Annotated in this window: 10 protein-coding genes and 1 rRNA gene; 6 read left to right on the forward strand and 5 right to left on the reverse strand. The window is 52.4% G+C overall.

Annotation, left to right across the window (positions count from 1 at the left end; translation table 11 throughout):
• Nucleotides 1-229 precede the first annotated feature (229 nt).
• Nucleotides 230-346: ribosomal RNA gene (rrf, locus tag CJ260_RS07050) — 5S ribosomal RNA — on the forward strand.
• Between the two features lie 738 nt (nt 347-1,084).
• Here the strand turns inward: rrf and CJ260_RS07055 are convergent.
• Nucleotides 1,085-2,533, reverse strand: a complete 1,449-nt coding sequence (locus CJ260_RS07055; RefSeq protein ID WP_087478780.1) for a cell wall metabolism sensor histidine kinase WalK — start codon at nt 2,531-2,533, stop codon at nt 1,085-1,087.
• Nucleotides 2,517-3,200 carry a response regulator transcription factor gene (locus CJ260_RS07060; protein WP_087478781.1) on the reverse strand — a complete coding sequence of 228 codons (684 nt, stop codon included), beginning with the start codon at nt 3,198-3,200 and terminating at the stop codon, nt 2,517-2,519. The genes CJ260_RS07055 and CJ260_RS07060 overlap by 17 nt, the downstream gene beginning before the upstream one ends.
• Before the next feature lie 267 nt (nt 3,201-3,467).
• Here CJ260_RS07060 and CJ260_RS07065 point away from each other — a divergent pair, with 267 nt between their 5' ends.
• The 3 genes from CJ260_RS07065 to CJ260_RS07075 are packed head-to-tail and all read left to right on the forward strand — an operon-like array spanning nt 3,468 to nt 6,770.
• On the forward strand, nt 3,468-4,166 hold the full coding sequence (locus CJ260_RS07065) for an MBL fold metallo-hydrolase (RefSeq protein WP_095629686.1): 699 nt from the start codon (nt 3,468-3,470) through the stop codon (nt 4,164-4,166).
• A 44-nt stretch (nt 4,167-4,210) separates the two neighbouring features.
• Nucleotides 4,211-5,485, forward strand: coding sequence for a DUF445 domain-containing protein (locus CJ260_RS07070; protein ID WP_087478783.1), 1,275 nt, complete (start codon nt 4,211-4,213; stop codon nt 5,483-5,485).
• A gap of 1 nt (nt 5,486) precedes the next feature.
• Nucleotides 5,487-6,770, forward strand: a complete 1,284-nt coding sequence (locus tag CJ260_RS07075; protein ID WP_095629687.1) for a DUF445 domain-containing protein — start codon at nt 5,487-5,489, stop codon at nt 6,768-6,770.
• A gap of 121 nt (nt 6,771-6,891) precedes the next feature.
• On the opposite strand, the gene CJ260_RS07080 is transcribed toward CJ260_RS07075, so the two are convergent.
• Complete coding sequence (locus CJ260_RS07080) at nt 6,892-7,149, reverse strand: MGMT family protein (protein ID WP_233127917.1); 258 nt, start codon at nt 7,147-7,149, stop codon at nt 6,892-6,894.
• Between the two features lie 112 nt (nt 7,150-7,261).
• On the opposite strand from CJ260_RS07080, the gene CJ260_RS07085 reads away from it, so the two are divergent.
• Nucleotides 7,262-8,671 carry an FAD-binding oxidoreductase gene (locus CJ260_RS07085; protein WP_087478786.1) on the forward strand — a complete coding sequence of 470 codons (1,410 nt, stop codon included), beginning with the start codon at nt 7,262-7,264 and terminating at the stop codon, nt 8,669-8,671.
• Nucleotides 8,672-9,091: 420 nt separating this feature from the next.
• Here CJ260_RS07085 and CJ260_RS07090 read toward each other — a convergent pair whose 3' ends face one another.
• Entirely contained in the window at nt 9,092-10,012 is a 921-nt protein-coding gene (locus tag CJ260_RS07090) for a radical SAM protein (protein WP_095629688.1), read from the reverse strand.
• 136 nt (nt 10,013-10,148) lie between these two features.
• Complete coding sequence (locus tag CJ260_RS07095) at nt 10,149-12,038, reverse strand: carbon starvation protein A (protein WP_087478788.1); 1,890 nt, start codon at nt 12,036-12,038, stop codon at nt 10,149-10,151.
• Nucleotides 12,039-12,499: 461 nt separating this feature from the next.
• Between CJ260_RS07095 and CJ260_RS07100 the strand changes: the two genes are divergently transcribed.
• Nucleotides 12,500-13,600 carry an iron-containing alcohol dehydrogenase family protein gene (locus CJ260_RS07100; RefSeq protein WP_087478789.1) on the forward strand — a complete coding sequence of 367 codons (1,101 nt, stop codon included), beginning with the start codon at nt 12,500-12,502 and terminating at the stop codon, nt 13,598-13,600.
• Nucleotides 13,601-13,657 lie beyond the last annotated feature (57 nt).

A 13,657-nucleotide genomic window follows, 5' to 3' on the forward strand; every position in this document is an offset into this window, starting at 1 on the left:
AGACCGAGGGCTTGACTTAAGTAGAGAAGCGGTTTTAAAGGAGCGAAAGCGACGCGTAAAACCGACTGAATCACTTATCCTTTAGGGTAAGCAGAGAAGCGCTTACTCCCGAAGGGAGTGGGTGAGGAAATCTGGAAGCAGGTTCTGAAAAAGGAAGACCGTAACAGAGCGGAGGCTCGTTAAGGAAGTTCGTTTTATGCAGTTGTAAGGGCACGGGCCCTTAGGAAAATTCAGTGGCGATAGCTACGGGGATCCACCTGTTCCCATGCCGAACACAGCAGTTAAGCCCGCAAACGCCGAAAGTACTTGGGGGGAGGCCCCCTGGGAGGATAGGAAGCCGCTGATTACAAAAAGAGAGCAGTGCATTGGCACTGCTCTCTTTTTGCATACAACAACCTCCCATCTACCCAGGGCAAGCCCTGGGATAAGTAGCGAACCTCGTTTGAAGGAGCGAAAGCGACGCGCAAACGAGTGTGAGTCACTTATGTCGGGTCCGTGCGTAAGCAGCACATGTCATGAAGAAGTATTCATGTGTGCAGACCCGACTGATAGGTGCGACGACCGCCAGGAGGAGACGTATACGACATGTATGCGTTCTTTTTTTGTATATGTGCGGCTTTCTATCCTTCTAGGTTCCTGGGATAAGCAGAGAGCCAAGTTTGAAGGAGTGCGAAGCACGACGCGCAAACTTGTGCGAATCGCTTATGTCGGACCGCTAACGTAAAACGGGATATGTTGCAGCAACATATGCATGCGTGCCGGTCCGACTGATAGGTGCGACGACCGTCAGCAGGAGACGTATACATCATGTATGCGTTCTTTTTTTGTATATGTGCGGCTTCCTATCCTTCCAGGTTTCTGGGATAAGCATAAGCAGGGAACACCGTTTGAAGGAGCGAAGCGACGCGCAAACGGTAATGAGTCGCTTACTTCGAATCGGGACACATAAGATAGAATGCTGATAGGCTTATGCTGCAAAGCCTGCCGATTCGAAGCCTTGATGACGATACCCTAAACAGATAAACACGACGCGCAACATAAAGTATCCCCGCTGTCTTGTTTGCAGAGACAGCGGGGGTACTCTTTACTCTTCAGTTATTTCTTCTTCTTTCTTCACGGGAAATATAACGGAAATCGTCGTTCCTTCATTTAATTTGCTTTTCAGCGAGAGCTCGGCGTTATTCCCTTTTGCGATATATTGGGCGATGGATAAGCCTAGGCCGGAGCCGCCTGTTTCTTTGGCCCGGGATTGTTCGACGCGGTAAAATCGTTCAAATACCCTGTCGATATCCTTTTCGGGAATGCCGATGCCCGTGTCCGATACGGAATAGTATACGTTGTCGCCGTCGCGGCGGCAGGACAGGGTGATGTTTCCGCCGGCAGGCGTGTATTTGACTGCGTTGTCGACGAAGATTCGCAGCATTTGCTTTACGCTGCCCGGCTCGGCATAAATCGTCGCTTCGTCGTTTTCCACAATCGTGATTTTATGGTCATGATCCAGCAGGGTCACTTCGTTGTACACATCCTGGAGCAGCTTGGCCGTGTTGATATCGGCGAAATGTTTTTTTAATGTGCCGCTGTTTGTGCGGGCGAAGAACAAAAGCCGTTCGATAAGCTGCCGCATGTATTCCGTTTCCTGCTTGATAGTCGTAATACTTTCCTGCAGTACGGCCGGGTCATTTTTTCCCCAGCGGTCCAGCAGATCCGCATAGCCGGCGATGACGGTAATCGGCGTGCGCAGCTCATGAGACGCGTCGCTGATGAATTGCTGCTGCTGTTTATAGCCGTATTCGATACGGTCCAATGCTTGGTTGATCGTAACGGCTAAGTCATGCAGCTCGTTGCGGTTATCCGACAAGGTAATGCGGTTATCAAGCTGGTTGACCTCGATTGTTTCCAACGTGTCGTTGATGATGCGCAGCGGTGCCAACGACTTTTTCATCAGGTACATGCCGGTCAGAACGGTCAGGGCCAAGCAGATGAGGATAGACGCCAGCAGCTGCTTGGACAGCAGGGTAATGAAGTCGTTTTCCTTATCAGGCTGGCGGGAGAACCGCAGGTAGTAGCTCTTGCCGTCGTCGCCGTCCCATTTTTTGTAATAGGAAAACTCCGTCGTTTCGCTGCCCTGTATCGTCGTCGGCAGGGCGTTTACCGTTTTATCCTGAATATCCTCGTCGATATGGCGGTCGCTCAATTTTTTTATCGTATGAGTCGGGCAATTATCCAAAACCAATTTGCCGGCGCCGTTGTAAATTTGCAGGGTAACGAAATTGGGCAGATTGGACCGGACGAAGACGGAAGAGTCGACTTTGCCGTACGAATCCAAATAGGCTACGGTGTTTTGCGCGCTCGATTCCAAATCCTCTTTAATGGAGTCGTTCATGATGTAATGAATGCTGGCGACGGTGATGACCGATACGACGATGAGGATAAAGAATACGATGGAAGAATAGAGGAGCACCATTTTGGCGAAGAGCGGCAGGGGCGCGAAGGTCGGATGCTGCAGTATTGCCTGTTTAATCCTTTGCCACATATCCTACTCCGCGGATGGTCTGAATGTATTCCCGTCCTTTTTCCTTGCCGAGCTTGCTGCGAATATAGCGGATATACACGTCGACGACGTTCGTGTCGCCAATATAATCGTATCCCCATACTTCTTCTACGATGCGGTCTCTGGTCAGCACGATGTTTTTATTGCGGATTAAATAGGACAAGAGTTCAAATTCTTTCTTCGTCAAAATGATTTTCTGCGTGCCGATGACGACTTCGTGGCGGTCCAAATACAGCATCATGTCCTGGAGCTGCAGGAAGTTTTCGTCAGCCGGCTTATAGTCCCGTTCGCGCAGGAGCACGCGGATGCGGGCGAATAATTCCTTGCTGTTGAAGGGCTTCGTCAGATAGTCGTTGGCTCCTAAGTCCAGGCTGGCGACCTTCGTTTCGACGTCGTCCTTTGCCGACAGCATCATGATGGGGACGTTGGATAGTTCGCGGGTCCGGCGGCAGATCGTCAGGCCGTCGATGTCGGGAAGCATGACGTCCAGTAAAATCAAATCGAAATGATCCTGGCCGATGCGGTCCAGCGCCGCGGCTCCGTTCGTTTCGATGCCGCACTCGTAGCCTTCGTGTTCGAGCTCCATCTGAAGAAAACGAGCAATTTGTTTTTCATCTTCGACAATTAAAATTTGTGCTTTTTCAGCCATACCATAATCCTCCTGAATCACGAGTACATTACTTCTTATTATACCTCATCTATGACTATTTTGGTACTCGCCTTTGCGAATCGGACATAAACAAAACGAAACATATTCTTCTTAGTCATATCCATGAGAGGATGGGTTGGAGAAATCTGGAGAAAATGAAGATAATGTCGCTGCAAGCCTTCAAGAACAGGCGCAATTAATGGTATAATAATACAATAGCCTCATGATAATACCTATGGAATTTACGTACAGCAAGGAGGAATAGATATGACAGGATTAAACATTACGTTTTTAGCCCACAGCGGCTTTGCCGTTGAAACGGATACAAAAGTGCTGGTATTCGACTACTTTAAGGATCCGGCAGGAAAGGTGGAATCCTATGCGAAAGGGGATAAGCCCCTATGGTTTTTCGTCACCCACTGGCATGAAGACCACTTCAATCCCCGCATTGCCGACTTCGCCGCCCATACGGCCCATTATATTCTCAACGACGGCGTGACGCTGGAAGATGTAGACGTAAAAAAAATGCAAACTATGCGTTTATATGATACAATACATATGGAAGACGCAACGATTACCCAGTATGGCTCTACAGACGAAGGCGGTTCTTTTTTTGTGGAAACGGACGGATTTTCCATCTTCCATGCCGGCGACCTCAACTGGTGGCACTGGCTGGGCGACACGGACGAAAACAACGCCGAAGCGAAGGGCAATTTCGACCGGGAAATGAAGAAACTGGCCGGCCTGTCTGTAGACGTTGCCTTTTTCCCCGTAGACGCGCGGCTGGAAGGAGCGCGCGAATGGGGCGTAAAAGGATTTTTAGACAAGGTGCATGTGAATAAGCTGTTAGTTTCTATGCATCATTTTGGAACGGTCTGGTCGCCGTCGCCTGACTTTAAGGCGGCCTATGGCGGCGTCCCCTTGTGGATACCGTCCCGCAAAGGCGAGGAAACGACAGTTCGATAAGGCAGCAATATCTGCATATACTGGAAGCGCAGAGGAGGTATAGCATGACTGAATTACACACGGCGGCGCAGCCTAAACGCAGTCAGATTGCCAATTATATACTGGCGGCGGCGGCGATTATCCTGCTGCTGGCGTATCCGTTCCAGGACTTCTTCTGGGGCGGGTTATTGACCCATTTGGCCGGAGCGGCCCTGATCGGCGGCCTGGCTGACTGGTATGCCGTAACGGCTCTGTTCCGGCGGCCCTTGGGCATTTCCTTTAAGACGGCCCTGATTCCGAACAGCAAGGAACGGATCGCCGAAATGGCCCGTCACATGATTGAAAGCGAAATCCTGACGGTGCCCAATATGTACAACGTGCTGAAGCATCATCCGATATTGGGAGCGACCCTTGAGTATCTCCACACGGAGAAGGGCTTTCAGTCGGCGGAACGCGTATTTGGGCAAATCCTCAATACGTTTTTATATACCGTCGATATGAAAATCGTCGTCAAGGCCTTTTCCGGCGTCGGCGGCCAGGCTATTGAAAAAATCGATTTGGCCCCTATTATGAGCCGGGCTATTAAGATCGGCCTGCGCGGCGAATCGGGGAAGGATTTTCTCGATTTCATGATTCTTCATCTGGAAATACTCGTCAAGAGCGATACGATGAAAAAGTACATCGGCGAAATTTACGAGGCGTCCCTGCAGCAATATGCCGAACGGAATTTCCTCTTTGAATGGGCCATCAAGGCGGCCCTCAAGATGGACATGTTCCGGCCGGAGCACGTCGCCGAAAAATTGCAGGAAAAATGCCTCAGCCTGCTGGACGACGCGAAGCGGGAAGATTCGCCGCAGCGCAAGCAGGCCCTGAATTATTTGTGGAAGCAAACGGAACGCATCGAGTTCAACGGCGAATGGCACGAACGCATCGACAGCTACAAGAACCGCATGTATCAAAGCCTGGTTACCCGTCCCGACACGAAGGAAGCCTGGCAGCGCTATGTACAGACGCCGGAACGGCAGAAGCGCGTCTGCACCGTCGCGGCAAAATACGTCATCGGCAAGCTGGAACGGTGGCGGCAAAGCCCCGACCAGGTGGAACAGATGAACCGCACGGCCCTGGCCTTCGCCGCCCGCGAATTGAAGCGGCTCCAGGTATGGTTCGGCAAGACGGCAGAACAGGAAATCATGAAATACGACGGAAATTATCTGGCGCAGCAGCTGGAAAGCAGCGTCTGGTACGATTTGCAGATGATTCGCGTCAACGGCTCTCTCGTCGGCGCAATTCTCGGCGCCGTCATCTATCTCGTCATGTATGCCGTGAAAGGAGGCGTATAGTATGACATATCGCCAGCGGGCCAACGCTATTTTGGCCTTGTCCTTTCTCTGCTTTCTGGCCATCTTCTGGTGGTGGTATACCCACGACGTAACCTTGTGGGAAGAACTGCTGTTTTTCGTCATTCAGTCGGCCCTCATCGGCAGTATTGCCGACTGGTTTGCCGTTACGGCGCTGTTCGATAAGCCCCTGGGCTTCCCCTATCATACGGAGCTGCTGTACCGCAACCGTACGCAGATTATCGACAGCATTACGAAGATCATTTCGGAAAAACTGCTCCAGCCCAACATGTGGCAGGACAAGTTATATCAGATATCCTTTATGGATAAGTTTATCGCCTGGCTCCGCAGCCCCAGCGGCCGGGAAAAATTCCGCGCCCTCCTGTATGAGGTTGCCCAGCGCGCCTATAACCACGCCCAGAAGGGCAGCACGCAGGAATCCATCGCCGACCATATCCGCCAGTACCTGAAGCGGCAGCCGTTGGTCAGCTTCTTCCAGGACCGCCTCATATCGCTGCTGGAAGACCCGAACAGCCATATGTTCAACGACGCCGTCGGCTTGGGCCGCGAGCTGGTGCGCAGCGACGATTTCGACGCCCTCCTGGATAAGCTCATTCAGCAGTGGATGGAAGAATCGAAGCATTCGACTGTATCCATCATTACGATTAACAAGTTTATCGGCGTCGTCGACACGCGGAAAATTGCCAAGGACATCAAAAAAGGCATTATTTCCTGGCTGGACCAATGGGAACTGGCCGAAGGGGAACAGCGCGAATGGCTGTGCTGCAAGTTTGAATTGTTCCTGTATTCGATGAACGGCCAGCTGGCCTATGGCGTACAGAACTGGCAGGATCAGTTCGTCGATTCCCTGCCTATTGAAAAGTGGCTCAGCGCGACGCAGCGTTCGGCCAAGGACTACTTTACCCAGGGCGATAAGGGAAAAGAAGAGCTGAAGGATTTGCTGGAAGAACAATTCCTGCGCTACGTCGAATACTGCAGCGCTCATCCGGAAATCAAGGACTGGCTGGACGAACAAATCCGTCGGGCCTGCAACGTCATCCTGGAACACGAGCATTCGCTCATCGCCGTGGCCGTCCGCGACGTGCTGACAGGCTTCGATAAGAGGAAGTTCAACGCCTTCCTGGAAAGCAAGGTCGGCGAAGATCTGGCCTGGATTCGCATCAACGGCGCTCTCGTCGGCGGTACGATCGGTTTCGTCGTATTCGCCTTCCTGCGGCTCATTTACGAGCCCTTCTTCGTGCCCTTTATGCGGGGACTGTTTTTATAATTGAATACGAATGCAGCAAAGGGCTTGCCGTCCGTGTATCCGATGCGGCAAGCCCTTTCTTTATAGATAGGTGGCTATGGACTAATACTCCCACTGATAACGCTTCATGTCGACGCAGCCGTTAGGCTTGAACTGCACGCCTTCCTGCTCCAGCAGGACCCTCTGCCGGGCCCATCCCGGCGCTGTTTACGACGCGGTGGCAGGGGTATTTGCCGTAGCATTGGGCCATGGACAGGACCTTGCCTACGAGCCGGGCGTTGCGGTCGCGGCCGATGAGCCGGGCGATTTGGCCGTACGAAGCGACGGAGCCGGCAGGGATTTCGGCGACGACTGAGAGTATTTCGTAAATTAATTCTTCTGTTAGTACGTGTTTTGTCATAAGAGCCTCGAGGTGTGAATGGAGTCGTTAACATCATCATAGCAAGGGGAAATTAGGGCGTCAATATGGTATAATAACGTAAAATGCTTATTTTTTTCGGGGAGGGAACGAAGTGAAAGAGTATCATCATCTTACGCCGGCCTTAGTAGAAGAATTGAAGGGAATTGTCGGCGAAAAATACGTATATACTGATAAGGATAAATTAATTCCTTACGAGAAAGACGAAGGCGTCGAACGGGAATATTTCCATTTGCCCGAGGCCGTCGTACTGCCGGAAACGGCGGAGCAGACGGCGGCGGTCATGAAATTGGCCAATCGGGAACGGATTCCCGTCGTCCCGCGCGGTGCCGGCACGGGGCTGGAATTCGGCGCCGTGACCAACGATTTCGGCGGCATCATATTGAGCACGGAACGGATGAACCGCATTCTGGAGTTCGACGCCGATAAGATGTACATGGTCGTCGAGCCCGGCGTCATTACGGCGGAACTCCAGGCTCTGGCAAAATCGAAGGGCCTGCTCTATGCCGGCGACCCGTGCAGCGGCGACAGCTGCTTTATCGGCGGCAACGCGGCGACCAATGCCGGCGGCAACAGGGCCGTAAAATACGGCACGACGCGGGACCAGATATACGCTATCGAAGTCGTGACGCCGACGGGAGAGATCGCCCGTTTCGGCGGCCGCCTGAAAAAAGTGACGGCAGGCTATCCGCTGGAAAAAATCATCATCGGCTCCGAAGGAACCTTAGGCATTATTACGAAGCTGACCTTAAAGCTCGTTCCCTTGCCGAAATATACCGTAGATATTCTGGCCGTCTTTCCGACGGTGGAAAGCGCCCTGTCCCTCGTAACGGCTCTTCCCAAGGCCGGCATTGAGCCGACGTGCCTTGAATGCATGGATAACGCCGTCATCCGCGTCGTCGAACAGTACCTCGACGAAAAGCAGCCCTACTCGGACAATGGCAATTACATGGTCATTCAGCTCGACGGCAAGAGCGAAGACGACGTAGACGATATGTGCGTTGCTGTCGATGAAATCTGCCGGGCTCAGGGAGCTTTGGAAATCTTCGTCGCCGACGCCGATAAGGTGTGGAACGCCCGCAAGGCCTTTACGGAAGCGTCGGCAGCCGAATGCCCTGTAGCGGCTATGGAAGATTTTGTCGTGCCGCCGGATATGCTGGAAAAGCTGCTGATAGAGCTGGAAAGAATCGGGCAGGCGCAGGGCGTCCAATTCCGCGGCGTCAGCCATGCCGGCGACGGCAACCTGCACCTCGACGTGCTTCGCCGCGGCTTTACGGCCGACGAAGAAGCTGCGAAGATAGAAGCCTTTGAAGATGCGGCCTGCGCCGCCGTCTACGCCTTGGGAGGCAAGATTTCCGGTGAACACGGCATCGGCCAAAAGCGCAAGGCCCTCTTTGCCAAATACGAGGACCCGGCAGCCCTGGCCCTCATGAAAGCCGTCAAAAAAGCCTTTGATCCGAATCTGATCCTCAATCCGGGGAAAGTATTTGATATGGAAGAGTAATCTGAAATATATACAGCTAAATGCGAATAATGCGGCGTGACGAACAGCCACGCCGTATTACTCTTTATAGAAAAAGTGATAAAGGCATGTGAATAGAAAAGATATTGACGCTGCTGACTCGTTTAAAGCAGCAAGGAAAGATTAAGCGTGATTCAGAGAATAGAAAGACCTCTCATTGGATTTTAAAGCGCTAAATGCCTATGAATCCAATGTGTATTGGGTTGATATTGGGTTGATATTGGGTTGATATAAAAGAATAAATATTTTTAGTTATACATGTAAATACATTAAGGGAAAGGCTTTATCTGCATGACGAAGCCTTTCCCTTTTGTATTTATTCATATATAGGACGATCTAGTTTGTTTAAGAAGTTCTAATAGATGCAGTATAAGGATATGCTGCTTGTTGGGCCTTTGAATATTATATTTTTTTCGATTTCAGCACGCCTTCGCCGCAGAAGCTGGGAATGAAGGTTTCGCTGGCGCTGTCTTTTTCCTGGACGAAGCCGTCTTCGATGCCGCTGTCGAAGAGGTACTGTTCGGCTTCGTCGTACTCTTCGTCGGTGAGGAAGCGGTCGATTTCGGGATAGTCGGCGGCTTTGCCGCAGGGGACGTACTGGCGCATGAGGCTGAACAGGACTTGTCCGTCTGCGAAGTGGCTTCGCACCCAGTCGATGACGGCCTTAGTGTTTTCGACGCAGCCCGGCAGGATGAGGTGGCGGATGATGACGCCCTTCTGCAGGATGCCGTCGTCGTCGAGCTCGTAGGGGCCGACCTGGTCGTACATGCGCAGGATGGCTTCCGCCGCGGCCTGGGGATAGTCGGCGGCGCCGCTGTAGCGCTTGGCCAGAGCCGAATCCATGTATTTCAGGTCAGGCAGATAAATTTGTACCTTACCTCGTAAGGCGTCAATGGTTTCCGGCGCTTCATAGCCGCCGCAGTTGTAGACGACGGGAACGGGCAGGGGCTGCTCCAGGCTCTGCCGGACAGCCCAGGTATAGGGCGTCGGCGTGACGAGATTGATGTTGTGGGCTCCTTGCGCGATAAGTTCGCCGTAGATTTCGCGCAGCCGCTTTACCGTAATGGGAATGCCCGTGCCGCCCGTACTGATAGAGGCGTTTTGGCAGAAGCAGCAGCGCAGGTTGCAGCTCGTAAAAAATACGGTCCCCGAACCCCGCGTGCCGCTGATGCAGGGCTCTTCCCAGAAGTGCAGGGCCGCCCTGGCTACGACGGGCTGCAGGGACGTATGGCAGTAGCCGGCCATGGGCGCATGGGGCGTGTAGTATTGGCTGCGGACGACGCCGCAGCGCCGGGGACAATCGTTGCAGATATATTCGGACATAAAAACATCTCCTTGCAGTACAGTGTGCGGCAGTCTGCGCCGGCAGGCCGCCAAGGGATATACTGCATTATACCATATATAGAAAAAGGCTGCCTCTTACGAGACAGCCTTTTTACATGACAAGCAAATTTTCGAATTAATGATGAGCAATCGTCAATTCTTTGAAGCGTCTTGCTCTTGCGCCTTCGTCGTCCTGCTGAGCGACGAGCTGTTCCAAATGCTTCAGTTCTTCTGCTTCTACGGTAGCTGTAGTATCGTAGCTGGCAGGAACGGTCTTAGCCAGGTACATGCACTTCTTGAGGGAAGCGACGCTGATGATGATTACCAGGATAGCCATGATGGCCGAAACGGTAAACATGAGCATTTCGCCCTGAGGCAGATAGATTTCAAACATGTTGAGGAAGTCTGCCCAGAAGATAACGACCGTCAAAACAGCCCAGGGGAAGCCTGTTACCCAAACGTAGCGGGCTTTGCCCATGCTGCAGATAACGACGGAAGAAATAGCCAGGGTAATGATAGCCAGCAGCTGGTTGGATACGCCGAAGATAGGCCAAATCGTGGACAAGCTGCCCTGCAGTACGATGTAACCCCAAGCGCCGGATACTAATGCGGAAGCGATGATGCCGCCGGGGAGCCAATGGGGATCGCCGAACTTAGGCCATACGCGGCCGATGAGTTCCTGGAACATGTAACGGCCGACACGAGTACCGGCATCGATGATCGTCATGATGAACAATGCTTCGAACATGATGCAGAAGTGGTACCAGTAGTTCATGAGGTGGTCGAGGCCAGGAATTCGGGAGAAGATGTGAGCCATGCCGACTGCCAGGGAAACGGCGCCGCCGGGACGATGAGCAACGTCTTCGCCGACCATCTGGTTCAGCATCGGGAGGTCGACGACCTGCATGCCGAGAGCCTGGAAGTGAGCGGCTGTAGAGTTAATAGCGAAGTAGTCGGCCGGCTGGAGAGCGCAGGCTGCGATCAAAGCCATCATGCCGACGAAGGATTCTGTAAGCATTGCGCCATAGCCTACGGGGAGGATAGAGCGTTCGTTCATGAGCATTTTCGGCGTCGTGCCTGTGGAAATCATGCAGTGGAAGCCGGAAATAGCGCCGCAGGCGATAGTGATGAAGATGTACGGAAGAACCGGGCCGGTAATAACCGGGCCGCCGCCGGCGCAGAACTGCGTAACGGCAGGCATTTCAACGCTCGGGCCGACGATGATGATGCCGAGGGCCAAGGCGCCGATCGTACCGATCTTCATGTACGTGGACAAATAATCGCGCGGAGCGAGGAGCAGCCATACAGGGAGGGCAGCGGCGATGAAACCGTAGAGGATCAAGGCGATGCTGACGCCTCTGGCGCTAATGGTAAAGATAGGAGCCAATGTCGGCGAAGCCTGGACGGACGGGCCTACGACGACGGCGAGCAATACGAGGACGACGCCGATGATCGTAGCTTCCTGAATCTTGCCGGGGCGCAGGAACTGCAGATACAAGCCGACGAGAATAGCAATAGGAATCGTCATGCCGATGGTGAAGGTACCCCACGGGCTGTCGTGCAAGGCGTTGACGACGACGACGGCCATACCGGCCATAGCGAGGATATTCAGGAACAATACGGCGAAGGACGTAGCCAAGCCGATTTTGTCGCCGATCTGCGCTTTTGCGATTTCGGCGATGGATTTGCCGTCATAGCGCATGGAAGCGAAGAGGATAACCATATCGTGTACGGCCCCTGCGAGGACGCCCCCGATAAGAATCCACAACGCGCCGGGCAAATAACCGAACTGAGCGGCAATAACCGGGCCTACGAGCGGGCCTGCGCCAGCGATAGCTGCGAAGTGATGGCCGAATACGACGTATTTGTTCGTCGGAACATAGTCGTGGCCGTCTTCGAAACGGAATGCCGGCGTGACTTTGTACTGGTTCAGCGTCAATACTTTAGCGGCGATGAAGGCGCCGTAAAAGCGGTAAGCCAGTACGAACACGAGTGCAGAAACAATAACTAAATACAAACCGTTCATACAAAAACAACCTCCTTTTAAAATTTTAGGGCTGCTTTTGAGAAATGAACTGCTATAATGATTCCTACTAGAGCAAGCCCTTTAACCGACTCTAACTATATATCAATAAGATTAAAATTTCAAGGTGGGCAGGGGCACAGTTCGTCCTCCGGTGATAATAAAATCTTTTGGTGACAAAAAAATAAAAAATGGCTCAAATATACATGCCTTATCTAGTATAATGAAAGAGGTTACAAGTCATATGTAGTATGTGATGAAAAAATATCATTTTATGCAGATATGTATATCAATTGATAATATACGCCGGAGGAAAACAAAAAAACATAATGTTCGTTTACCAATAGTCAGATTTTGCTGACAGTGGTATAATATATCTGCTTTAACTTTTTCGAGCCGTATAGCATGACGGCTTCAGCTATTACTTATTTATATTTTACATAACTTGTATAGGGGGTACAATTATGTCTCAGTCTGATTACACACTGGTGCTGCCGGCCTTTACGATCGGCGCCAACGCTTACGATGCCATCGGCCAGGTTACGAAGCCTTTCGGCAAAAAAGTCGTCATTATCGGCGGCAAAACGGCCTTGTCCAAAGCGGAAAAGCCGCTCCTCGACGCCATTAAAAACACCGATCTGGAAGTTCTCGGCGTGCTGTGGTACGGCGACGACGCGACGTACGAACGGGTAGACGCCTTGATGGCTGAAGACGCCGTTAAAAATGCCGACCTCATTTTCGGCGTAGGCGGCGGCCGGGCTATCGACACCTGCAAGGTCGTAGCCGATAAAGTCGGCAAGCCCTATTTCGCCTTCCCGACGGTCGCTTCGAACTGCGCTCCGTCTACGGCCATCGCCGTCATGTACAACGAAGATAAATCCTTCGCCGGTTACTACTACCTGCCGACGCCGCCGGTCCATACGTTTATCAATATGGACATCATCGCCGACTCGCCCTTCGACTTGTTCTGGGCCGGCATCGGCGACGCCATGAGCAAGGAATGCGAAAGCGAATTGGCCAGCCGCGCAGCCGACATTTTCCATACGGTTCTCCTGGGCCGGGCTTTGGGCAAGGTCTGCACGGAACCGCTTCTCGAATACGGTGAAAAAGCCTTGGCTGACTTCAAGGAAAAGAAGGTCACCTATGAGCTGCAGCAGGTCGTATTGGACATCATCATCAGCACGGGCCTCGTTTCCAACTGCACGACAGGCCACAACGGCGTATACTATTATAACTCGTCTATCGCCCACTTGTTCTACAACTCGTCGACGGTGCTGCCGCAGGTCGTAGAAGGCCATCTCCACGGCGAAATCGTATCCTTCGGCGTACTCGTCCTCTTGACGTACGACAAGCAGTTCGAACTGCGCGACCGGATAGCCGCCTTCTACAAGAAAGCCGGCTATCCGGTCAAGTTGGCCGATTTGGATATCAAAGCCGACGAAATCGACGCGATCGTCGAAAAAGCGCCGGCCATTACGGAATGGAACTGCGTGCCGTCTCCGCTGACGAAAGAAGCCTTCAAGCAGGCGATCGTCGACACGGACGCCTTTGGCAGCGCATTATAAAACTGTTCAGCCGCATAAAAAGGGGCGACTCTCTGCAGGAGAGCCGTCCTTTTATGG

The sequence above is a fragment of the Megasphaera sp. ASD88 genome (assembly GCF_002287425.1).
In the GTDB taxonomy this organism is placed as follows: Bacteria; Bacillota; Negativicutes; order Veillonellales; family Megasphaeraceae; genus Megasphaera; species Megasphaera stantonii.